Source organism: Halochromatium glycolicum (assembly GCF_016584085.1).
GTDB lineage: Bacteria > Pseudomonadota > Gammaproteobacteria > Chromatiales > Chromatiaceae > Lamprobacter > Lamprobacter glycolicus.
The window spans coordinates 1-22,589 of the sequence record NZ_NRSJ01000062.1 but is presented as its reverse complement, the minus strand read 5'-3'; the positions used below and the strand labels follow the sequence as shown (position 1 = coordinate 22,589).

At 64.9% G+C, this 22,589-nt stretch carries 17 protein-coding genes, 1 tRNA gene and 1 pseudogene; 9 read left to right on the top strand and 10 right to left on the bottom strand.

Annotation, left to right across the window (positions count from 1 at the left end; all coding sequences use genetic code 11):
- The first annotated feature begins 2 nt into the window (after nt 1–2).
- Nucleotides 3–257 carry an integrase core domain-containing protein gene (locus CKO40_RS25505; protein ID WP_420827406.1) on the top strand — a complete coding sequence of 85 codons (255 nt, stop codon included), beginning with the start codon at nt 3–5 and terminating at the stop codon, nt 255–257.
- A 1,408-nt stretch (nt 258–1,665) separates the two neighbouring features.
- Here the strand turns inward: CKO40_RS25505 and CKO40_RS21775 are convergent.
- Both CKO40_RS21775 and CKO40_RS21770 read right to left on the bottom strand, forming a co-directional pair.
- Nucleotides 1,666–2,052: a hypothetical protein gene (locus CKO40_RS21775; RefSeq protein WP_200348559.1), complete on the bottom strand. Its 387-nt coding sequence runs from the start codon at nt 2,050–2,052 to the stop codon at nt 1,666–1,668.
- Between the two features lie 389 nt (nt 2,053–2,441).
- Nucleotides 2,442–2,517, bottom strand: a tRNA-Thr gene (locus CKO40_RS21770).
- 232 nt (nt 2,518–2,749) lie between these two features.
- Between CKO40_RS21770 and CKO40_RS21765 the strand changes: the two genes are divergently transcribed.
- The gene (locus CKO40_RS21765) at nt 2,750–3,499 is read left to right on the top strand and encodes an SDR family NAD(P)-dependent oxidoreductase (protein ID WP_200348558.1); all 750 of its coding nucleotides are present in this window, start codon (nt 2,750–2,752) and stop codon (nt 3,497–3,499) included.
- Between the two features lie 78 nt (nt 3,500–3,577).
- On the opposite strand, the gene CKO40_RS21760 is transcribed toward CKO40_RS21765, so the two are convergent.
- From CKO40_RS21760 to CKO40_RS21750, 3 genes are all read right to left on the bottom strand, one after another.
- Entirely contained in the window at nt 3,578–4,504 is a 927-nt protein-coding gene (locus tag CKO40_RS21760; RefSeq protein WP_200348557.1) for an endonuclease/exonuclease/phosphatase family protein, read from the bottom strand.
- A 280-nt stretch (nt 4,505–4,784) separates the two neighbouring features.
- Nucleotides 4,785–5,459 carry an SOS response-associated peptidase gene (locus tag CKO40_RS21755; RefSeq protein ID WP_200348556.1) on the bottom strand — a complete coding sequence of 225 codons (675 nt, stop codon included), beginning with the start codon at nt 5,457–5,459 and terminating at the stop codon, nt 4,785–4,787.
- Nucleotides 5,460–5,587: 128 nt separating this feature from the next.
- On the bottom strand, nt 5,588–7,663 hold the full coding sequence (locus CKO40_RS21750; RefSeq protein WP_200348555.1) for a YgiQ family radical SAM protein: 2,076 nt from the start codon (nt 7,661–7,663) through the stop codon (nt 5,588–5,590).
- A 66-nt stretch (nt 7,664–7,729) separates the two neighbouring features.
- Between CKO40_RS21750 and CKO40_RS21745 the strand changes: the two genes are divergently transcribed.
- Both CKO40_RS21745 and CKO40_RS21740 read left to right on the top strand, forming a co-directional pair.
- Nucleotides 7,730–8,098: an MbcA/ParS/Xre antitoxin family protein gene (locus CKO40_RS21745; RefSeq protein WP_200348554.1), complete on the top strand. Its 369-nt coding sequence runs from the start codon at nt 7,730–7,732 to the stop codon at nt 8,096–8,098.
- A gap of 18 nt (nt 8,099–8,116) precedes the next feature.
- Entirely contained in the window at nt 8,117–8,686 is a 570-nt protein-coding gene (locus CKO40_RS21740; protein WP_200348553.1) for an RES family NAD+ phosphorylase, read from the top strand.
- 158 nt (nt 8,687–8,844) lie between these two features.
- Here CKO40_RS21740 and CKO40_RS21735 read toward each other — a convergent pair whose 3' ends face one another.
- Complete coding sequence (locus CKO40_RS21735) at nt 8,845–10,041, bottom strand: RtcB family protein (protein ID WP_200348552.1); 1,197 nt, start codon at nt 10,039–10,041, stop codon at nt 8,845–8,847.
- The gene (locus CKO40_RS21730) at nt 10,038–10,409 is read right to left on the bottom strand and encodes a DnaJ family domain-containing protein (protein ID WP_200348551.1); all 372 of its coding nucleotides are present in this window, start codon (nt 10,407–10,409) and stop codon (nt 10,038–10,040) included. The genes CKO40_RS21735 and CKO40_RS21730 overlap by 4 nt, the downstream gene beginning before the upstream one ends.
- A 361-nt stretch (nt 10,410–10,770) precedes the next feature.
- Between CKO40_RS21730 and CKO40_RS21725 the strand changes: the two genes are divergently transcribed.
- The 5 genes and pseudogenes from CKO40_RS21725 to CKO40_RS21705 all read left to right on the top strand — a co-directional run bounded on the left by CKO40_RS21725 (nt 10,771) and on the right by CKO40_RS21705 (nt 18,078).
- Nucleotides 10,771–11,835 carry a nitroreductase family protein gene (locus CKO40_RS21725; protein ID WP_200348550.1) on the top strand — a complete coding sequence of 355 codons (1,065 nt, stop codon included), beginning with the start codon at nt 10,771–10,773 and terminating at the stop codon, nt 11,833–11,835.
- Nucleotides 11,832–12,323: a tRNA (N6-threonylcarbamoyladenosine(37)-N6)-methyltransferase TrmO gene (gene tsaA / locus CKO40_RS21720; protein WP_200348549.1), complete on the top strand. Its 492-nt coding sequence runs from the start codon at nt 11,832–11,834 to the stop codon at nt 12,321–12,323. The genes CKO40_RS21725 and tsaA overlap by 4 nt, the downstream gene beginning before the upstream one ends.
- 222 nt (nt 12,324–12,545) lie before the next feature.
- Nucleotides 12,546–13,778, top strand: a pseudogene (locus CKO40_RS21715) (polyamine ABC transporter substrate-binding protein).
- Nucleotides 13,779–13,821: 43 nt separating this feature from the next.
- Nucleotides 13,822–16,956, top strand: coding sequence for a diguanylate cyclase (locus CKO40_RS21710; RefSeq protein ID WP_200348548.1), 3,135 nt, complete (start codon nt 13,822–13,824; stop codon nt 16,954–16,956).
- A gap of 360 nt (nt 16,957–17,316) precedes the next feature.
- Complete coding sequence (locus CKO40_RS21705; RefSeq protein WP_200348547.1) at nt 17,317–18,078, top strand: lipid-binding SYLF domain-containing protein; 762 nt, start codon at nt 17,317–17,319, stop codon at nt 18,076–18,078.
- A 185-nt stretch (nt 18,079–18,263) separates the two neighbouring features.
- On the opposite strand, the gene katG is transcribed toward CKO40_RS21705, so the two are convergent.
- The 3 genes from katG to CKO40_RS21690 all read right to left on the bottom strand — a co-directional run bounded on the left by katG (nt 18,264) and on the right by CKO40_RS21690 (nt 22,475).
- Nucleotides 18,264–20,450: a catalase/peroxidase HPI gene (gene katG / locus CKO40_RS21700; RefSeq protein WP_200348546.1), complete on the bottom strand. Its 2,187-nt coding sequence runs from the start codon at nt 20,448–20,450 to the stop codon at nt 18,264–18,266.
- A gap of 257 nt (nt 20,451–20,707) precedes the next feature.
- Nucleotides 20,708–21,874: a hypothetical protein gene (locus CKO40_RS21695; protein WP_200348545.1), complete on the bottom strand. Its 1,167-nt coding sequence runs from the start codon at nt 21,872–21,874 to the stop codon at nt 20,708–20,710.
- A 196-nt stretch (nt 21,875–22,070) separates the two neighbouring features.
- Nucleotides 22,071–22,475 carry a bacteriohemerythrin gene (locus tag CKO40_RS21690; protein ID WP_200348544.1) on the bottom strand — a complete coding sequence of 135 codons (405 nt, stop codon included), beginning with the start codon at nt 22,473–22,475 and terminating at the stop codon, nt 22,071–22,073.
- Between the last annotated feature and the right edge of the window lie 114 nt (nt 22,476–22,589).

Here is a 22,589-nt window from a genome sequence, read left to right as displayed (position 1 = left end):
CGATCAAGTACGAGCACCTCTATCTGTACGGCTACGAGACCCCGGCGGAGGTCGAACAAGGCCTGCAGCGTTACATCCCCTTCTACAACGAGCAGCGCCCGCATAGCGCCCTTGACCAACAACCCCCCGGCCGCGGTCCACTGGACCTCCATGCCGGACCCCTAAACCCGAGAGGAATCGGCCTCCAGACTTTACTTCTCAGAGCCGGTCAGTGGTCCAACGATTGGGGTCCACCTCACTGCTGTTCAATGGCTTAGCGTTTTTCTCGCATCAGGTATGCCCATAGATGGCGCCTATCGTCCCGCCGCGCTACTCCCCTAAGACCTCCCAGAGGCGGCGGGCGTGCCAAAGCATGTTGTGGTCTGTGTCTCTCAAATTGAGTGACACTCACCGCCCATACCGCGCACTGTGAAGCCGGCATCAAAAAGGCCAGCGCTGGCCTTTTTACCTCCAACCTTTGCGCTTACATCAATCAGCCTTTGCGCAACCTTGTAACCCACCGGACACTCGCTCGACTCACACCAAGCTGTAAATAGCTTGCCGTCCTCCTTGCACACCCGCTTGGCTTCGCGAAGGAATGCGGACGGTTGAGCGACTAATGAGCGTGCATGAGCGTTTGGGCGACAAAAAGGTATCAAATACGTTTTTTGATAGCGGGGCCGCTCCGGCGTGGCGGGCGGGTGAGGGCTTCGTGTTTGAACACGAACCAAGCGAATACATTCCCGCCGCGCACGCCCGGAGCGGACGTTTACGATGCAGATGGTCCAAACCTGACCCATGCTGAGATGCCGCCACGCACCCGGAGCGGACAACTTCTTGATAGATCAAGAAGCAAGCGCGCAGCAGTGGGAAAGGGCGGCTCAGTCGCGGTGGGCGGGAATCCACCTTGCCTGCAAGCAGTGCCGAAGCAACAGATCGTCAGGAGCCCTCACCGCCTTACGACGGCCGTCCGACTGAGCCGAGATAGGCGCCGCGCATGGCTTGCGCACTCAGCGGGGTCCAATTCCCCGCAGGAACAAGCCAACGCGTCATCCTGTACTCAGAGTAGCTGGGCATCCGGCGACTGGCAAGCGCGGCAGAGTGCTGAGCGCACTCAGCTTGGGAACCCTGGTTCCCATTTGAGACCCAGGGGTCTCGTTTGGGAACACCTGATCCCAATGGGTACCCGGTACCCGTCTTGGTGCCGCGCGGCACCACCAAGCCGCCGATGCTACCCGAGTAGCAACTGCTCACAACGGCGGTAATGCCTCAAGCTGAAGCGGTCGCCGTCTTGTGTGCAGAAATTTTCTGCACACCACCGCCCATACCTCGCATCAGGATTCGGCCTTTCGAGTAGGTGGGGAGGCAGCGGTTCAGAAGCTGGAAGAAGCGCCAGAAAATGCGCCGCGACGGGGTTAGTGCGGGTGTGGCGGCCCAACGTCTTGACTGACATCGAAGAAGAACGCATGCGATGGGATGCCAAACTTGCGCGCTAGATGCCTCACCATATCGCCCCCAATGGGATCCGGCAGCCAGTGGGCCTCGGCAACCTCATCATCAATCAGAGTACAGAACTGTCGGCCATCGCTTGTCGCTGCGTCACATTCGACTTGTACACCATGCTGCTTGAGGACGTACAGGAGCGTCTCGCGCGGCAACCGCATGATGCGGTTGCCGCGAGGGTCATCACTGGGCGGCAGGCGCATACGCAGGAAGATACGTAATCCCACCGAAAGGCAGCATGTTGAGCGCGTCACTGAGGTCGTGCGTGGTGCTCATGCTGAAGTTAAATTCGTGCTTCGGCGTGAGATCATCCAGCACGCGACGCGGAGTAAGCTTGAGCAGCCGATCCAGGCTGTTGAAGCGCTCCAGGTGCAAGCAGATAGTGCTCGCCAACCCTTCCTCAAAATTGCGCTGCACTTCCTCTAGTGAATGACCGGCGGCTGCGTAATCGAGATCAACGCCTTGCGCAAACCAATCAGCGCCATGCTCGACCACTAAGACGCGTAGCTTGTTGAGCCCTACCCAATGCCGATTGTTACTGTCTTGTGCGTGAACCGCAAGGGCGTTCATTGTTCATCTCCCACTAATCTATATGTAGTATCTTGCGCGCGCTCAAAGCACTATATCTAGTGCATTGCCGCGCTTTTAGCTCGTTGTTTTTCAGTTACTTATGTCGCGAGTGTAGCAGGAAAGTTCAAGCATGGGGCGAGCGTTTGATAGCGCCCACCGCACGTAAGCGCACTCACGCCGCCCGCCAAATCATCTTGCAGTGCACCGTGATCTGGCCGACGTCGGTGCTCTGCCGGCCGACGACGAGCGCGCGCGCGTGGAGCTGACTAGGTAACTGAGGTGACGCCGACGCGAAGCCCTATCCGCAGATTTGTTACCTACCCCGTTACCTAAATAGGGTTTCGGGCAAAGAAAAAGCGCTTCGGTTTGCCGTAAGCGCTTGTATTTCTTGGAGCTGGCGGACGGATTCGAACCGACGACCTGCTGATTACAAATCAGCTGCTCTGCCAACTGAGCTACGCCAGCAATGCGGGGGGCTGCGGTCGGAGGCAGGTCAGCGGCGGAACGTGCAGACCGTGCCACGAACGTCCAAGTGTAGGCCAAGAGACGGCGCGACTCAACGTGATGGCGTCACGGAATGGTCGTCGATACGGAAGTCGTCAGGAACATCTGACGCGGTCTCGGCTTGACGCCCTCTCGGCTGGTACCCTGGGCCTTGAACGCTGAGTTTGTCATTCGTCCAACAGGGCCTCTCCAGATGCAAACCGCCTTCGTGACTGGAACCAGCTCAGGACTCGGGCGTGGACTGGCGTCGGTGCTCAGTGCGCAGGGCTGGGCCGTGTATGGCTGTAGCCGACGCGGCTGCGATCTTCCTGGCGTACGGGATGTCCGCTGCGATCTCACCGACGCAGCCGCTGTGCCGGAGAGACTCGATAGCCTTCTCGGTGCACTCGATCGGCTGGATTTGACGATCCTCAATGCCGGCATGCTCGGCGAGATCGGGGAGCTGAGTGCGATGCCGCTGGCTGATCTCAAGCGGGTGATGGACGTCAATCTCTGGGCGAACAAGACCCTGATGGATTGGCTGCACGCCTGGGGTCGGCCGATCGGGCAGGTGGTGATGATCTCCTCGGGCGCTTCGGTGCTCGGTAACAAGGGGTGGGGTGGCTATGCACTGTCCAAGGCCGCGCTCAATATGCTTGCCAAGCTCTATGCTCACGAGTTCCCGGACACCCACCTAAGCGCGCTCGCCCCCGGTATCATCGATACGGCGCTGATGGACTATCTGTGCGAGGAGGCGGACGCTCAGGCATTTCCGGCGCTGCAGCGTCTGCGCGCGGCTCGCGGCACCGATGCCATGCCGGGGCCGGTGGAAGCGGCTGAGAAGGTGGTGGCGGTATTGCCTCGCCTCAAAGACTGGCCGAGCGGCAGCTTCATCGATCTCCGCGAGATCCTCGATCCCGAAGGCTACGCACAGCTCTATGGGGATAGGGCGCTAAAGCGCTAAGCGCATGGGCTCGGGCTCGGGCTCGGGCTCGGGCTGCCTCGTATCTCAGGCGCTCGAAAGGAAGGTGGAGTGCTCGGGCTAGCGGTCATCATTCCAGCGCGTCAGCACGGGCCGATGATCGGCGCCGTGCCAGCGTTTGCCGTTCACCGGCGGGGTCGTCGTCGCTGAGAATCCGGCGGCTTGTGGGCCGGCGACCAGGATATGATCGATGGCACCACCGGGAAAGCGGCGCAGGACGTAGGTGGAGTCGAGCGCGTCCGAGAGCAGTCGCGCGCTGGAACCGATGCCGAGCAGCAGCGCGATGCTGTCGTCATAGCCGTCGCGACCGCCCGGGCCGCAGATGCCTTGGCAAGTCCCGGCGGTCGGGGCGCAGTCCTGCTGCGGGTCGGTGCCGACGCGCAATACCCGTCCCGGCGCCTGGATGTTGAAGTCGCCGGCGATCATCAGGGTGCGGCCTTGGTCGAGCGCATCGGCGGCATCGGCAGCCAATCCGGCGGCCTGGATCTCGCGCACGCGGGCGCTCTCGCGATCCTCGGCGGTGCAGTCCTGACCACCAGATGACTTCCAATGCACGCCATAGATGCGCCAGCCATTGGCCAGGTCGACGCGCAGGAAGCCGCGCGCCGGCGGCGGATCGCCGGTGTCTTGCTTCAGCCTGAGTGAATCGGTGGGCCGACCCGGTGCCGAGGTGCGCGGTGGATAGCGGTCACCGTCCGGCCTCGGGCCGGTCGTGTCCCATTCGGCGACGGCCTCGATCGGCAGTCGGCTCAGGATCGCGACCTCGAGTGACTTGTGCCAGGCACCGGTGATGTGCACCGGCGGCGAGAAGTCGCTCATCGCCCAATGCCTAAAGCCACCGGCCCCCGCTGCGGCCTCGACCTGCTCCTGCTCGACGAGCTCCTGCAGCACGAGCACCGCGACTGGCCCGACCTCGGCGAGCGCCTGTCCGACACGCTGGGCGATGACCTCTGGGCTGGCGTCTCCGCCTTCGATATTCCATGTCATGACCCTGATCTCGGCGGTTTGAGCGGCGCTCAGAAGCAGCAGCAGGCCGACGCCTGCGAGCAGCCGGTGCAGCATTGGTACTGCTTGGCCCTCTGAAGGCCTGGAGTCATTCGATCGGGTATCTGCCGGCGAGGCGGCGAAGCCGGCGCCGGCACCAGCCCGGCGCTGAATCTGCGCAACAGTTGCAGCCTGGCCTGCACGGCCTGTGGCCGATCGGCCATTGCCCCCTGCGGGGCGGTTCCTGAACGGCATGGGCATTGCGATTCGCTCTGAGGGCTTCTCAATCTGCGCCGACCGGCTCCAGCAACGCCGGTGAATCATTACCGGGCTTGTTGACGGAACGGGAGATCGGGTAGGCGTCCCACCCGTTTGGGTCAGCGGGCTTCAGCACCGTTTGCAGCTGCTCCTGATCCGGCGATTCAGTCCCTAGCCAAGTGCCGTAGTCGCTCGGGTCTAGGATCACCGGCATCCGGTCATGGATCGGTGCCAGCAGCGCATTGGCCTCGGTGACGATGATGGTGCAGGAATCGATGACTGCTCCGTCCTCGCCCTCCCAGTGCTCCCAGAGCCCGGCCATTGCGAACAATCCATGGTCATTGCGACGGATGGCGTGCGGCGTCTTCGCTCGCTCGCCGGGCTGCCACTCGTAGAAGGCATCCGCCGGGATCAGGCATCGCCGTTTGGCGAATGCGGCCCGGTAGGCCGGCTTGCTCGCAACGGTCTCGGCGCGCGCGTTGATCATGCTGTAGCGGTTATCCGGTCCGTTCGACCAGAACGGCACCAGGCCCCAGCGCAGGCGGGTCAATTCCCGCCGCCCATGCGCGTCCAGCCGGACCGCCAGCACCGGCTGGGTCGGTGCCACGTTGTAGCGTGGCTCCGGCTGCAAAGCGGTCTCGAGGTCGAAATGCCGAGCGATGGCGTCGGGGTCCGAATACTGGGCGAAACGGCCGCACATGGCTGCTGTCCTCAAATTTGGTTGCCGCTTACCCTGCTCTATGATCCGTTGGCCAGGCAGGGCACTGATCTGATGAGTTCAAAGGCCCTATTCTTGGGTGACATATTGCAGCATGTGCTCCGGCTGGGTCAGATTCGGCGCGGGCGCCGGCTACCTCGATGGCGTGATTGGCTGTCGCGCTGCTTGGCGGTAGGCCGCTTCGCACGATGGCGGCTTGTTGCGTCTGCGGCCGTCGCCGGCTGGACGCTCGGCACCAGGTGACGCTTGCCGCTGCCGATCAGGTCGGCGCGCCCCATCTGGCGCAGCGCGTCGCGCAGCAGCGGCCAGTTGCTCGGATCATGCCAGCGGAGGAAGGCCTTGTGCAGCCGGCGCTGGCGTTGGCCGCGCACGACGCTGACGCGCTCGGCGCCTGCTCGAATCGGCCGCAGCGGATTCCAGCCGCTGTGGTACATCGCGGTCGCCAGCGCCATCGGTGTCGGCAGGAAGCCCTGCACCTGGTCGGGCCGAAAGCGGTTGCGCTTGAGCCAGAGCGCGAGATTCAGCATGTCCTCGTCGCTGCTGCCGGGGTGGGCGGCGATGAAGTAGGGGATCAGGTACTGCTCCTTGCCGGCCTCGCGCGAGAACTGCTCGAAGAGCTGGCGGAAGCGCTCGAAGCTGTCGATGCTCGGCTTGAGCATCTTGTCCAACGTACGCCGCTCGGTGTGCTCCGGGGCGATCTTCAGGTAACCGCCGACGTGGTGCGTGACCAGCTCGCGCACGTAAGCGGGCGAGTGCACCGCGAGGTCGTAGCGCAGGCCGGACGCGATCAGCACCCGCTTGATCCCGGGTACCGCGCGCGCGTTGCGATAGAGCTGGATCAGCGCGGAATGATCGGTGCGCAGGTTCTTGCAGGCCTCGGGGTAGACGCAGGAGAGCCGCCGACAGGCGGACTCGATGGCCGGGTCGCGGCAGCCGAGGCGGTACAAGTTCGCGCTCGGGCCGCCGAGGTCGGAGATGGTGCCGGTGAAGCCTGGCGTGCGGTCGCGGATGTCGGCGATCTCGGCCAGCACCGAGGCCTCGGAGCGGCTCTGGATGATGCGTCCTTCGTGCTCGGTGATTGAGCAGAAGCTGCAGCCGCCGAAGCAGCCGCGCATGATCGTGACCGAGAAGCGGATCATCTCCCAGGCCGGGATGCGCGCATCGCCATAGGCCGAATGCGGGCGGCGCGCGAACGGCAGCGCGTAGAGCCGGTCCATCTCTGGCGTGGTCAGCGGGATCGGCGGCGGGTTCAGCCAGAGATCGCGCGCGCCGTGCGCCTGGACCAACGCGCGCGCGTTGCCGGGGTTCGTTTCCAGGTGCAGCAGCCGGGCCGCATGGGCGTAGAGCATCGGATCGGCGCGGACCTGCTCGAATGCCGGTAGACGCAGCAGGGTGCGGGCGCGCTCGCTTGGTCCGTGCGATGCTTGCGCGCGGCGCTCTCGGCGGTCATTGCTGCGGTCATCGAGATCGTCCGGGGTGCTGGCGTCGATCTCGCGCCAGCCCGCGGGTCGCTCGCCGCGCTGGACCAGGAAGGCGGTGCCCCGCACATCACGGATGGAGCCGATCGGCTCGCCACGGGCTAAGCGGTGGGCGATCTCGCAGATCGCGCGCTCGGCATTGCCGTAGAGCAGCAGGTCGGCCTTGCTGTCGACGAGCACCGAGCGGCGCACCTTGTCCGACCAGTAGTCGTAATGGGCGACCCGGCGCAGGCTCGCTTCGATCCCGCCGAGCAGGATCGGGACGTCCTTGTACGCCTCGCGAGCGCGCTGGGCGTAGACCAGCACCGAGCGGTCCGGCCGCCGGCCGCCGACGCCGGCTGGCGAGTAGGCGTCATCCGAGCGCGGACAACGATCGGCGGTGTAGCGGTTGACCATCGAGTCCATGTTCCCTGCGCCGATCGCGAAGCACAGGTTCGGCGGCCCGAGCGCCGTGAACGCGTCCGCCGAGGTCCAGTCCGGCTGCGCGATGATGCCGACGCGAAAGCCCTGCGCCTCCAGTAGCCGTCCGATCAGCGCCATCCCGAACGAGGCGTGATCCACGTAGGCGTCGCCGGTGACGATGACGATGTCGCAGCTGTCCCAGCCGAGCAGATCCATCTCCTCGCGCGCCATCGGCAGCTCGGGCGCGGTGCCGAGCTTGTGCGCCCAATGCTTGCGGTAGCCGAAGAGATCAGGGGCGGTGTTCATGGTCTTGCAAAATCCGCCGAGTGCCGCATGATATGACCGCAATAAGCGTCATTTTGCGAGGCAAAGATGGCTGTCGCCAGTAATGACCTAACGAGCGTCCTGTCCAATGCGGGCCTCATCGACACCGATCGGCTCGCCACGCAGCTTCACGTGACAAAGGCAGAGCTCGCGTGCTTAACGGGTTTGTCGCGCGATGCTGTCACGAAACGGGCGCGGAGCAGTGCGCCCAAGACACAGCAGCGGCTGCGCGACACCGTCGACATCATCAACCGCGCGACGCCCTGGGCGGGCTCCACCGCGCGCGCCTTCGCCTGGTTTCGCTCGCAACCGCTGCCCTCGTTCGGGGATAAGACCGCCGAAGACCTTCTCAAGGAGGGACGCGCTCAGGCCGTCAAGGACTATTTATCGCGGATCGCTGACGGCGGCTATGCGTGAGCGCAGCTGAGCGGCACGATGGCCACCGCTGATGGTCGGCGCGACCGGCTCGCCGTCCGCTTCGATGGCGTCGCCTATCGCGCACACCATCCGCGATGGGCGTATCAGCCGACATCCGGTCAAGGCGCCGAACGGCATGGCGGCCGCTTCAATCGGAAGGGACGACCAGCGCTCTACACGGCGCTCGACATCACCACGGCCTGGCTCGAGGCGCAGCAGGGCTTCCCGTTCAAGGCCCAGCCGATGACGATCGTCGCTTACCGGATCACCTGCGAGCGGATCGCCGACCTCACCAACAGCGCTCGCCTGGAGGCCGCCGGGATCGATCGGGCTGAGCTCGCCTGTCCATGGGAAGACCTTGCCAGTCGGGGTCTGCGACCACCGAGTTGGCGGATTGCGGACGAGCTGATCGCGGCTGATTTCCAGGGCGCGCTGGTCCCGAGCTTTGCGCCGGCGTTTGGCCCGGTGCCAGCGAATGCGCCTAGGACGAACCTTGTGCTCTGGCATTGGGCGGGCACGCCGCCGTGCTCGGTCCATGTGGTCGATGACTTCGGGCGGTTACCGAAAGACGCAGCGAGCTGGGAATGAGCCTGCTCGCCGCCTTCATCGCGAGGCCTCGTCAGCCGGTATTGCTGGCGCGTTTCCCCGATCGCGCCTGCTGTTGCTCCAACGGACGATCTCGACGAGTACCTGCTTGGCTGAGCCGGTGGCAAGCTGAGCCTTTCGCAAACAGGCCGCGCCCAGGCTCAGCCTTTCACGCAGATCACCTGCTTGAGGCGGTGGACCACGTCGACGAGGTCGGTCTGGTCGGCCATGACCTGATCGATGTCCTTGTAGGCGCCCGGGATCTCGTCGAGCACGCCCTTGTCCTTGCGGCAGACGACGCCCTGCGTCTGGCTGCTCAGGTCCGCGGCGGTGAACTGCTTCTTCGCGGCGGTGCGGCTCATGCGACGGCCGGCCCCGTGCGCGCAGGAGCAGAAGCTCTCCGGATTGCCCTTACCGCGGACGATGTAGCTGCGTGCGCCCATGCTGCCGGGGATGATCCCGAGCTGGCCCGCGCCGGCGCGGATCGCGCCCTTGCGGGTGACCCAGACATCGGCGCCCAGGTGATACTCGCGCTGGACATAGTTGTGGTGGCAGTTGACCGCCTCCTCGGTGACCGAGAAGGCCGGCAGGTGGCGGGCGAGGGCGTCGAGCACCAGCCGCATCATCTGGTCCCGGTTCTCGCGCGCGTACGCCTGGGCCCAGGTGACGGCGGCGACATAGTCGTCGAAGTGCTCGGTGCCCTCGGACAGATAGGCGAGGTCGCGATCCGGGAGCTGGATCATCAACCGCTCCATGTCGCGCCGCGCGAGCTCGATGAAGTAGGTGCCCATCGCGTTGCCGATCCCGCGGCTGCCCGAGTGCAGCATCACCCAGACCCGATCGGCCTCGTCGAGGCAGACCTCGATGAAATGGTTGCCGCCGCCGAGGGTGCCGATCTGGTTGACCCAGTTCGAGAACCGCCCGAAGGCCTTGAGCAGCTGCGGGTGCTTCTCGGTCAGCGCCTCGAGCGGGGCCGCGAACGGCTTGGCGGCCTCGGTCAGTGCGCGCTCGTCCTTGTGCTGGTTGCGACCGACCGGGACATCGCGGCTGATCTGGTCGAAGACCTTCTTCAGCACCCGCTCGTCGAGCTGCGCGGCGGTGAGCGAGGTGCGCGCAGCGGCCATCCCGCAGCCGATGTCGACGCCGACGGCGGCCGGGATGATGGCCTTGTCGGTCGCGATCACGCTGCCGATGGTGGCGCCGATGCCGGCGTGCACATCGGGCATCGCGGCGACATGGTCATGGACGAACGGCAGCTTCGAGATGTTCACGAGCTGCTCGCGCGAGCGCGGGTCCAGCGTCTCGGTCCAGACCTTGACCGGCTTCTCGCCCTCGTTGATGACCTGCCTGATCGTCATGGTTTCTCGCCAAGCCTTGCCAGTTGTGTCTCGAACTCTTCGACCAGCGCCGGGTCCAGGCCGTGCCCGCGCGCCTCTTTGAGCCGCAGCTCGAGGAGCCGCAGCTGCCGCTGGGCCCGACCCTGCGCATCGGGGTCCTCGATACGCCGGAGCAGGTCTTCGGCCTCTTTGAGCTGAGCGGTTCCGTGCAGTTCCGGCGGTAGGAAGCCGGCGTTCTTCAGCAGCCGATAGCCGGCGCGCAGGTGCTCCGGCACCAGGGACAGGTCATCCTCCGGTACCGGCCGTCCGCTGCCGGGCAGGTTGTCCAGCTCGCCGCGCGCGACGGCCTCCTCGATTCGCTTCTCGGCGATCGCATCGATCAGCCACACTGACGGGACCTCCTGGGCGATTGATTGCAGCTGCTGCTGCATCCTCGAGATTGTACGCTGCGACGGGCTCGCAAGTAGAATTCGATCATTTGACCGGTGTGCTGGCGAAGGCGGTCCATCTGCCGTTGCTGGGGCCGCTGCTCTATCTGGCCGTCCCTCACGGCGCCCGCGAAGAGGGCGGTCGAGGTCCCAGCTCGGTAGGCTGAGCCTGGGCGGTTACCGTCAATCGAGCGGGATGCATCGTCGGCGGTGGCCCCATGCCTCAAGCGTCGGGCAACCGCTCCTGGATCCAACCATTGTCCGGGGTGGCTGGCCGCCATGATCCTGAGATCAGCCTCTTCCGTGGGCAGCGGGGTAACCGATGGGAATCGATGAGCAAGCCCAGGCATTGATCGTCAAGGCGGTACAGGCGCCGTCGAGTCACAATACCCAACCATGGCGCTTCCGCGTTGACGGTGCGACCATCGATCTGTCCGCCGACCGAAGCCGCGCTTTGCCGGTCAATGACCCGGACGATCGAGAGCTGACGAGCAGCTGCGGCGCCGCGCTGATGAACCTGCGTGTCGCAGCAGCCGGTCAGGGTTTGGGCATCGCGGTCGAGCGTCTTCCGGATGCGACGCAGCCCGACTGGCTGGCCCGGGTTAGCATCCGATCGGATTCACGGCCGCCCCCTTCGCCGGCGCCGCAGGGTTTCGCCGATCTGTCGCCTAATCCGCTACCGAGTCCGCCGCTTAATCCTCCACCGGCCCCGCTCGCAGTCCTTAGCGCCTTCATCGAGCAGCGGCGTACCCATCGCAAGGGCTTCAGCGAGCGCGCCGTCGATCCGGCGATCGTCGAGCAGCTCGTCGCTGCAGCGGAGCTCGAAGGCGCCCTCTTGCACCCGCTCACGACCGCCGCGGCCCGTGAGCAGGCGGCAGCGCTGGTGGCCGAAGGCGATGCGGTACAGTGGTCGAGCCCAGCCTGGCGCCGGGAGCTCGCCGCCTGGATGCATCCCCGCCGCAGCAGTGAGGGACTGACTGTTCCGGCGATGCTCGCGCCTGTCATCCGCTTCATGATCGCGCGCTTCGATCTCGGGAAGCGAATCGCGGTCCAGGATCAGGCGCTGGCCGCGGCGGCGCCTGTGCTCGCAGTGCTTGCAACCGAGCACGACAGGCCGAACGATTGGCTGCGTGCGGGCGAGGCACTGCAGCGCCTTCTGCTCGTCGCGTGCCGGCAGGGGCTGCAGGCGGGCTATCTGAATCAACCGATCCAGGTCGCCGCGTTGCGCCCCCGGCTGCAGGGACTGATCGGTGGCGGCTTCCCGCAGTTGCTGCTGCGCTTGGGGTATCTGCCTGAGGGATCTCGGTTCAGCTCGCTGCCAGCGAAACCGAGACGACCGCCGACGGCAGTGCTTGATCCCATCAATCAGTCATACTCGCAAAGATGAGCCATCAACAAACCAAACGCCCTGGCGAGGTCGCCGTCGAGGTGCGGACGGGGCAGGATGCCTCCCTCCAGTTCATCGGCCGTATCCAGACACCCTGGCAACGGCGCGAGGATTGCCCGCGACAGGGCGATCCGCAGGGACCCGAATGTCGCATCGAGGTCTTCGCCCCCTGGGACCAGGCCCTCGCCGGTCTTGAGGCATTGACCCAGCTCGAGGTGCTGTACTGGCTCGATCAATCCCGCCGCGATCTGGTCCTGCAATGCCCGAAGGGGCGCGACGCGCCCGTTGGTACCTTCGCCCTACGCTCGCCGGTCCGGCCAAACCCGATTGGCAGCAGCACCGTCGCACTGGTCGCGGTTGAAGGAGGGGTGCTCCGGGTCAGAGGGCTGGATTGCGTGGACGGGACCCCGCTGCTCGATCTGAAGCCGATTCGCGGTGCCTCGACGACAAGATGTGACGCAGGTGGACAAATCTGCGACGCCAACTGAGCCATTCGTCTCAGCAGCGTATAGTCGGCAGGACGGGGTCAGGCTCAACGATGAGGTCGTCCTCGAAAGACTGTAACAGGTCTCTGTGGCTGCCCGCCAAATACAGCCTGGTCGGCCTCGCATCAAGTGCTCAGGTTCTTCACGGACAGGCGTTATGCATCGCAGCCATCATGCGATGCGCGCTCAACCGGCTCGCCGACCCATTCGATCAGACAAGTCGTGATGCGCCTCTCGCTACAGAATGTTTCCCCCTGGATCATGGCCATATTGGCCCGTTCCGCACCGCGCTGTTCTGGCTTTGCTCCACGCAGGCTCTCGTCCGCGGCTGGGCTGCTGGTGATCTTGATCTTCGCGGGCGCTGGGCTCGGCGCTCCCGGTAACGTCCAGGCCGAGTCGGCGATGGCGTCGGCATCGGCATTGGCACCGAATCCTTCTCAGACACCCGATCCTGAATCGGCCGCCGCGGCGAATGCAGGGGCACGCCGTGAGCTCGTCTTCTACAACTGGACCGCGTACGTGGATCAGGACGTGGTCAAGGGCTTCGAGGAGGCTTACGACGTGCGCGTGGTGCAGCGCTACTTCCAGTCCGCCGACGAGCGCGACGCCCGGCTGGTGCAGAACGACGGCGAGGGGGTCGATGTGCTGATCGTCACCGCTGGTGATCTGCCGCCGTATCTCAAGCGCGGCTGGCTGCAGCCACTGGACAAGGATGCGATCCCGAATCTGGTCCACGCGGATCGGCGCTGGATCGACGGCTATGAAGGCGCCGATGACTATGCGGTGCCCTATCTGTGGGGGACCACCGGGCTGGTCTGGCGGTCCGATCTGATCGACGAGCCGATCAGCAGCTGGCGGCAGTTCTATCAGCCCAACGCCGACTGGAAGGGCCACCTGATGGTGCTCAACCAGTACCGGATCGCGTTCGGCATGGCGCTGAAGATGCTCGGCCATTCGTTCAACAGCGATGATCCCGCTGCGGTCGACGAGGCGGCACGGGTCCTGCGCGCCTAAAAGCCTTTAGTGCAGAGCTACGGCTACTTCAAGACCGATGCCGATTCCGGCATCGTCTCCGGTGACACCTGGATGGGCCAAACCTGGAGCGGGGATGCATTGCTGCTGATGGAACGCAATCCGGCCATCCGCTACATCGTTCCCGAGGAGGGCGGCGAGCTGATGATCGACTATCTCGTGGTGCCGGCGAAGGCCGCCGAGCCGCAACTGGCGCACGCCTTCATCAACTGGCTGCAGGAGCCCGAGCATGCCGCTGCCTGTGCTGAGAGTCTGAGGTTCGCGACCGCCAACAAGGCGGCCGAGGCGCTGTTGCCGAAGGCGTTTCGCGACAATCCGGTGATCTATCCGCCCGCCGAGGTGCTGAAGCGCAGCGAGGCACAGGCACCGGTCGACCCCGCGATCCAGCACAAGATGATCACCGTCTGGTCGCAGCTCATCAACTAGCGCGTCCGCTTTGCCTCTGCCAACCCCTCGAGCCCACTGACCCATGGCGCTGCGCGCCAAACTGCTGTTGTTCTTACTGCCGCTCGTGGTCGGGCCTTTGCTCGGCCTCGGCTGGCTCGCCTATACACAGCTGCGCGACGATGCGAAGGCCAATCTGCTGCGCGAGATGGACATCCTGCTCGAGCAGGTCGCGCTGAGCGAGCAGACGCAGCGGCGCACCGCGATGGCGAACCTGGAGCTCTTCGTCGGCTCGGATCTGGTGGAGCGCTTCGTCTTCGCGCCTGAGCACGAGCGCGTCGACTTCTTGCTGCTGCCGCTGATGAACCTGTTCGCGAGCTATCACGACGCGTACGGGCAGTATGACGAGATCCGCTTGCTCGACGCGCAAGGCCGGGAGCTTGCGAGCTACCGATCCGATGATCGGCAGGATGCGGCGCCGCTGCCGGGGCTCGCCGGTTATCTGGAGGCGCTCAGCGCCGGCGATGATCCCGCCGCGGCGCGCTATCTGCGCGACCGTGACGGCAAGTCGGTGTTGTTGGTCGCCCGCAAGCTCGTGTTGGTGGACCCGGTGTTCGAGGACAACAGCATCGCCGAGCCCTCGATGCGCGGCTACCTGCTGCTGATCGTCACCCCCGAGGGCCTTGAGCGTCAGGCCCGCGAGAGCGGCTTCGGCAAGCGCGGGCGCATCCTCTTCATCGATGCCGACGGGCGCCGCCTGTTCCCAGATGCACACCACCCGGCGCTGCGCCGGTTCGACGGGACCGAGACCAGGCTGCTGCAAGACGCGGCGGCAAGCGATCAGGTGCAAGCGCTCGACCTGATCGGCGCGCCGGACCCTGAGCTCGCGAAGGCGCGGACGCTCACGCCCGGGCTGCTGTTGACGGCGGTGATCCCGGAGGCGGAGCTGCTCGAGGACGGCGCCGATCTCGGCCTGACCGTGGTCATCGTCAGTCTCGTCGCGCTGATCCTCGCCACCAGCCTGCTGCTCGCCGTCGTGAACCTACTGGTGGTGCGCCCGGTGGGGCGGCTCAAGCGGGGCGCGGCGGCGATCGGCGCTGGCGACCTCCAGATGCGGCTGCCGGAGCGCGGCCGTGACGAGCTGGCCAGCCTGGCGGCGGCGTTCAACCAAATGGCTGCCAGCCTGGACACCTCGCAGCGCGAGAAAGACAAGGCGCAGCAGGAGGCGCTGTCGAATAAGCAGCTCGCGATCGACAACCTGCGCAAGGCCGATCAGCTCAAGGACGAGTTCCTCGCCAACACCTCGCACGAGCTGCGCACCCCGCTGCACGGGATCATCGGCCTGGCGGAGAGCCTGCGGGCGGGGATCGCCGGGCCGTTGCCGGCGAGCGCCGACGAGAACCTCCAGACCATCGTCACCGCCGGCCGCCGGCTGGCGAACCTGGTCAACGACATCCTCGATTTTGCGCGCCTGCGCCACCGCGACCTGCGGCTGAGCTTGAAGCCGGTGGACCTGCACGATGCCTGCGTGGTCGTCGAGGAGCTGGTGGCGAGCCTGATCGAGAGCAAAGGCATCGAGCTGATCAACAACGTGCCGGTCGATCTGCCGCCGGCTTGGGCCGACGAGAACCGATTGCAGCAGATCCTGAGCAATCTGGTCGGTAACGCGATCAAGTTCACCGACCAGGGATGGGTGCGCGTCTGCGCCGGCGTCGAAGACGACGGGTTCATTGCGGTGCGTATCTGCGATACCGGCGAGGGGATCGCGCCCGAGCAGCACGAGCAGGTGTTCAAGTCCTTCGAGCAGGTCGACGGCAGCGCGACCCGCCCGCAGGGCGGGACCGGTCTTGGCCTTGCGGTGACCCGCTCGTTGGTGAAGGCCCTCGGGGGAAGCATCTGGGTCGAGTCGCAGCTCGGGGCCGGTGCCTGCTTCACGTTTACGTTACCGGTGGCCAGTGCCGAGCAGGTCGCGGCCGCCGGCGTGCCGGTTGCCCTTGTTCCGCCCGCGCCAGGTTCGGCAGTGCCACCGCCGCCGGAATGGCAGGCGCCAGTGCAGCCAATGCCGGGGCAGCCAATGCCGGGGCAGCCAATGCCGGGGCAGCTGGTATCCGAGCAGCCGGTATCGGAGCAGTCGATCGCTGAACAGGCGCCCTTTGAGTCGCCATCGGCCGACCCGCTGGCGGCGAGTGCCCCCGCGGTCGAGAACCCCAGCAGCGCTGCGATCAAGCGCCTGCGCGGCGACGGCCAGCGCGTGCTCGTCGTCGATGATGATCCGATCAATCGCCGCGTGCTGTGCAATCAGCTGGGTCTGCAGGGCTATCGTGTCGACAATGCCGCTGATGGCCGCGCCGCACTGGCGCTGCTCGACCACCTGGGAAGGGGGGAGCAGGTGATCGTGCTGGTCGATGTGATGATGCCGCGCATGAACGGCTACGAGCTTTGTCGGGCACTGCGCGAGCGGTTCGATCCCAGTGACCTGCCCATCCTGTTCATGACCGCTCGCACCCAGGAGCAGGACGTGCTGAAAGGGTTCATCGCCGGCGCCAACGACTACCTGCCGAAGCCGTTCTCCCAAGGTGAACTGATCGCCCGGGTGCATGTGCACGCGACGCTGGCGCGGCGAACCGGCGAACTGCGGGCGTTGACCCATGAGCTGGAGCAGCGTGTCGCCGAGCGGACCCGGGCGCTGGCGGAGGCGAATCAATCATTGGAGCGCCTGGCGATGTGTGACGGCTTGACCAAAGTCTACAATCGCCGCTATTTGGATCAGGCCTTGAATCGCGAGTGGCGCCGGGCGCAGCGCGAGCAGCGACCCCTTGCTGCGCTGATGATCGATCTCGACTACTTCAAGCAATACAACGACGCCTGCGGGCACCAGGAAGGCGATCGTTGCCTGCAACGTATTGCTGAGGCCCTGACTGAGCAGGCCCAACGCGCTGGTGACCTGGTGGCGCGTTATGGCGGCGAGGAGTTCTGCGTCGTGGTGCAGAGCAACGCCGAGCGGGCGTCGGCCCTGGCCGAGCAGATCCGCCAGGCCGTTGTCGCTCTCGCGATCCCGCACCCGAGCTCGGCCGTCGCCGGCCATGTCACGGTGAGCGTCGGCGTTGCGGCCCTGGTTCCCACCCGGGATACCGACCCCGATGAACTGATCAAGGGCGCTGACAAAGCGCTCTATCAGTCCAAACGGGAAGGCCGAAACCGCGTTTCGGTCCAGCGCTGAGAGGCGATACTGCAGCGGAGGATGGTGCGGTCATGAGCGCCCATACCACCCCCACCAGGGCCCCGAGCCCTCTCGGGCAAGTTCGGCCATCACCTGCGCTCGCGCTGGGCCGACGGCCACGCTTGACCCAGTTCAGTGGTGCACTTGAGCCACAGCTGGTGCGAATGCCCAGTTTATCGCCTCGATTGGGTCGTCTTCTTGGGAGAACGGGCCGGGGCCGGCGCCTGGAACAAGGCAGATCGGCGCTCGGCGACAGCTGCGAGGGGGTGGCACGCTCACTGCAGAAGGGTTGAGTGATGAGTCGAGTCTCGGGCTCGACCATCGTGCATCTTCTCACCCGATGACCAGAGGAGGCCAGTTATGACCCATCGCACCAGTCCATTCCTTGCCGGAGTCTTGTCGCTGACCTTGAGCGGATCGTTGCTCATTGCTGAAGGGCTTGCTGCTGAAGGCATGCAGTCGGATGACGCATCCGCCAATGCGTCCACCACCGGGGCCGCGACCTCGGACGAGCTGAAGAACGCCAAGGAGACGGTTCGTGAGGCAGCAGCGGTCGTTCAGAGGATCGAGCTCGACCCTCAGGCCAGCGGTCTGCTCGACCAGGCCAAGGCGGTCTTCATCGTTCCCGATTACGGTCGCGCGGCGCTGATCGTGGGCGGGGCCGGTGGTCAGGGCGTGCTTACCACCAAGAATGAAGGCGATTGGTCGGCCCCTGCCTTCTACAATGTCGGCGCCATTCAGATCGGCGCCGCGGCGGGCGTCGAGGTCGGCCCGGTCGCCTTCATGATCATGTCGGGCGAGCTGCTGGAGGCGTTCGGCCAAGGACATAACTTCGCGCTCAACTCGGACGCCGGCTACACCGTCGTCAACTACTCCGAGCGCGAGCAGACCTCGCTCGGCAAGGGCGCTGATGTGGTCGTCTGGACCGATACCGAGGGCCTCTACGGCGACTTCGCGGCCAGCGTTTCCGATATATTCTGGGACGAGGGAGCGAACCGCGCCTATTATGACCGTCAGGTGGCGGCGAGCGATATCATCCGCGGCACAATCGAGGACCCGATGTCGCCGAGCCCGCTGCGCTCTGAGTTCTCTGCCCTGGAAGAGAAGACCGAGACGCAATGAAAAGGGACCGGCGGTACCATGGGCAAGTAGGGCACGGGCGAGAGCGAGCAGCGTCGGGCGAGACGACCGACTCCAACCGCCAAGACTAGCGAGGCCCCGCGCTTCCGCCCACACTCGTGGCTGAACCCGCGCGCCGACTCAGTATCGACGCGGGGGCCCTTGGGCTCAAGGTCGAGGGCTCGCCGCTAGGCCAGGTCGAACCGGTCCGCGTTCATGACCTTGGCCCAGGCAGCGACGAAATCCTGAACGAACTTCTCCTGGTTGTCGTCCTGGGCATAGACCTCGGCATAGGCACGGAGGATCGAATTGGAGCCGAAGACCAGGTCGACCCGCGTGGCCATCCACTTGACCTCGTCGGTCTTGCGGTCGCGGATCGCGTAGAGGTTGTCTCCTGTGGGCTCCCAACGGTAGGCCATGTTGGTGAGATTGACGAAGAAGTCGTTCGTCAGCGTGCTTTCGCGGTCGGTCAGCACACCATGCTTAGCGCCGCCGTAGTTGGCGCCCAGCACCCGCAGGCCGCCGACGAGCACCGTCATCTCGGGGGCGGTCAGGCCCATCAGCTGGGTGCGGTCGAGCATCAGCTCCTCGGGACTGACGGCATAGTCCTGCTTGAGCCAGTTGCGATAGCCGTCGTGGATCGGTTCCAGCGGCTCGAAGGACTCGGCATCGGTCATCTCGTCGCTGGCGTCGCCGCGGCCGGGTGAGAAGGGCACAGCGATCTCGAAGCCGGCCGCGCTGGCCGCTTGCTCGATGCCGACATTGCCGGCCAGGACGATGGTGTCGGCCACGCTGGCGCCGCTCTCGGCGGCGATCCCCTCGAGCACATCCAGGACCTTGGACAGCCGCTCGGGCTCGTTACCCTTCCAATCCTTCTGCGGCGCGAGACCGATGCGCGCGCCATTGGCGCCGCCGCGCATGTCGGAGCCGCGGAAGGTGCGGGCGCTGTCCCAGGCGGTCGCGACCAGTTCACTGATGCTGAGACCGCTCTCGGCGATCTTGCGCTTGACCGCGCCGATGTCGTAGTGGGTGTTGCCTGCCGGCACCGGGTCCTGCCAGATCAGGTCCTCGTCCGGGACGTCGGGGCCGATGTAACGCGCCTTCGGGCCCATGTCGCGGTGGGTCAATTTGAACCAGGCGCGGGCGAAGGCGTCGGCGAGCGCATCGGGATCGCGGTAGAAGCCCTCCGAGATCTCGCGGTAGACCGGATCCATCTTCATCGCCATATCGGCGTCGGTCATGATCGGGTTGTAGCGGATCGACGGGTCCTCGACATCGACCGGCTTGTCCTCGTCCTTGATGTCGACCGGCTCCCACTGCCAGGCACCGGCCGGACTCTTGCGCGATTCCCATTCGTGCTCGAGCAGCATCGCGAAGTAGCCGTTGTCCCAGCGGGTCGGCTGAGTGGTCCAGGCGCCTTCGATGCCGCTGGTGACGGTGTCGCGGCCGATGCCGCGCTGCGTCTTGTTGTTCCAGCCGAGACCCTGGTCCTCGGGTGGGGCGGCCTCGGGCTCCGGACCCAGCAGGCCGGCGTCGCCATTACCGTGGCATTTGCCGACCGTGTGGCCGCCGGCGGTCAGCGCGACGGTTTCCTCGTCGTTCATCGCCATCCGGGCGAAGGTCTCGCGGACGTCCTGCGCCGTCCTCAGCGGATCGGGCTGGCCGTCGACGCCCTCGGGGTTGACGTAGATCAAGCCCATCATCACTGCTGCGAGCGGATTCTCGAGCTCGCGCTCGCCTTTATCCTCGCCCACGTAGCGGCTGTTGGGGTTGTCGCTGGGTGCCAGCCATTCCTTCTCGGCGCCCCAATAGGTGTCCTTCTCCGGGTGCCAGATGTCCTTGCGCCCGAATCCGAAGCCGAAGGTCTTCAGCCCCATCGACTCATAGGCGATGGTGCCGGCGAGGATGATCAGGTCGGCCCAACTGATCTGGTTGCCATACTGCTTCTTGATCGGCCACAGCAGTCGACGCGCCTTATCCAGGTTGGCGTTGTCGGGCCAGCTGTTGATCGGTGCGAAGCGCTGATTGCCGGTGCCGGCGCCACCGCGACCGTCGGCGATCCGGTAGCTGCCGGCCGCGTGCCAGGCCATGCGGATCATCAGGCCACCGTAGTGGCCCCAGTCGGCCGGCCACCAGTCCTGGCTGTCGGTCATCAAGGCATGCAGATCCTGCTTCAGTGCCTCGACGTCGAGCTGCTTGACCGCCTGACGATAGTCGAACTCCTCGCCCATCGGATCGGTCTTGTGATAGTGCTGATGCAGGATGTCCAGGTTTAGGGCCTTCGGCCACCAGTCCATATTCGACGCCCCGGCGGTGCTGTTTGCGCCGTGCATCACCGGGCACTTTCCGGCCGTTGCTGCGAGATCGTTCGCCATGTCTGTCTCCCCTTAGGGTGTGATTGATCTGAACTCGTTTCTCGTGACGCTCGTTGAGCGCGATCTCGAGAATACGGACAGCCATCGGGCAGTGGCTAATCGTTTCGCTGCATCCAGAAGATAGGTGGGGCCTATTGATGTGTCGAGCCTGATCGGTAGCCTAGAACGATCAGCGATCGATGAGGCCTCGGCTGCCGGTGGTGCCGGCCTCAGGGTCCGAGTGGGGGCATTGCGCCGCAGCGCCGGTCGTCGCGGCGCTAGTGAGCGCCCCATCGATCCGTCGCAAGGCCCTGTCCGAGGTCGTTCTCGATCAACCGCGCCCGCACCTCGAGCAACTGTTCGAGCAGCCGGTCCTCGACGGTTGCATAGGCATCGGCATCGGGGACGCGCCGGACGACGACACCAAGGAGCTCGGTGATCGCGTTGCCGATCGAGTTCTGACTGATGGTCACGAACAGCCGTCCGCTCTCGTTGCGAAAGATCAGCTGCTTGAACGCCGGCTCCCACCGGATCGAGTTGGCATAGGCCGGATCGCGGATGCAGCGATCGCGAACCATCTTCGCCGTCCTGAGGAAGTCGTTATCGAACAGCAGTTCCGAGTCGACCTGCTCGGGGAAGCTCACGTCTGGCAACATCGGCGCGTTGCGGGTCGAGACCTGCGAGAAGAAGGTGCGGTAAAAGTCGAGGAACCCCTGCAGCAGCGCATCGTATTCGCGCCAGAACCGCACCTGTTCGAGCGCCTCGACGCCTCCCGCGATCTCCCAGCAGGGAAGTCCCTCGGGATAGCCGGTCAGCGCGACCCGGGACTCGTCGGTATGGGCGGTCTTGAGGATGCGCAGGTCCAGGGCCTTGGACAGGAAACGGCGGTAGACATCACGCATATGGGCCTGGAACAGGCTGTGCTGGCCGCCGTCGGTGAGGTTGGGGTTATCGGCATCGGCGAGCGTCGCTACGCGGAGGTCGTCCATCGGGAAGACGATGAAGTGATTGTGCAGCATCCGAATGCTCGGCACCCCGGGCGCGCTCAGGGACCAGGTCGCATCCAAGCTCGCCTCTCCGGCGAGCACCAGATGGGCCTCAGGGTCCGGATACTGCTCCAGCATATAGCCGATGACGAGCTGGTTCATCCGATTCCAGACCCGCTTGACAGCATCCGGTACCTGGGTGCGCCGCACCGGTCGGCCGAGGGGATTCAGGATCGACTGCGAGCTGTTGTAGATGATCGAGCAATCGAAGGTCGTCGAGTGTCCCAACGCCTTGCGGTAGAGGAGCAGGTTCTCGTCATTGACCAGCAATCCGTTGTTGTGCACCAGGTCCTTCAGATTCTCGGTGCTGTTGAAGAACTCGTTCTGGCTCATGCCCTCCGGGATCTCGAGCGGAATGGGCCGAAACGGGGTGACGATCTCACGCGGGCCGATCTCCATGAGGGGGCTCCTAATGCAATCTTCCGGCTCTTCGTAAGGCAAATCGACCGAGAGCGCACCGGCGTTACTGAGCAACGAGGCCGAGATGGCATGGCTCGATGTGCCTGAATGCGCTCGTCTTCGCCCATTTGTTACTGGCAGCCGTCAGAGTTTCTGCTGATGCCCTGGGGCATCTCAGGGCTTGGGTACCGAAACCTCAATAGATGCCATGCTCGTTAAAGCACCGCGTATATTGCTTGTCGGTCCCTTTGATGTGCTCATTGAGCCAGTTGCGCATGAATGCCAATGTCTCGACCGTCAAGAAGGCCTTGCCGGCGTGAAACTTCTCGCTCAGCTCTGAAAGCTTCTTGACGAACGCCTCATGCTCCATGATGTGGCCGTTCGTGCCGGCGTAGTTGATCGCGTGAAAGTAGCGCTCTTCGGTCTTGAAGTGCGTCTTCGTGTAGTCAAGGAGCTCGTCAAAGACCCGCTCGAGGACTTCGTTCCCTTTGCCTTGCGACATCGCTTCATGCAGCCCGTTGTAGAGCGCGATCAGCTTCTGATGCTGCCGGTCGATCTCCGAGACGTTGACGCTGAAGCTTTCGTTCCTTGCGCCAGGCAAAGCCTGGAAGAGGGGGATGATCGCGAAATGATTTGAGTGATCGGAAACCTCTTATTGTGACCCGCCGGGTGAAAGTCCCGAACCGGAAAGGACTGGCCATCCACCGGAACCGAG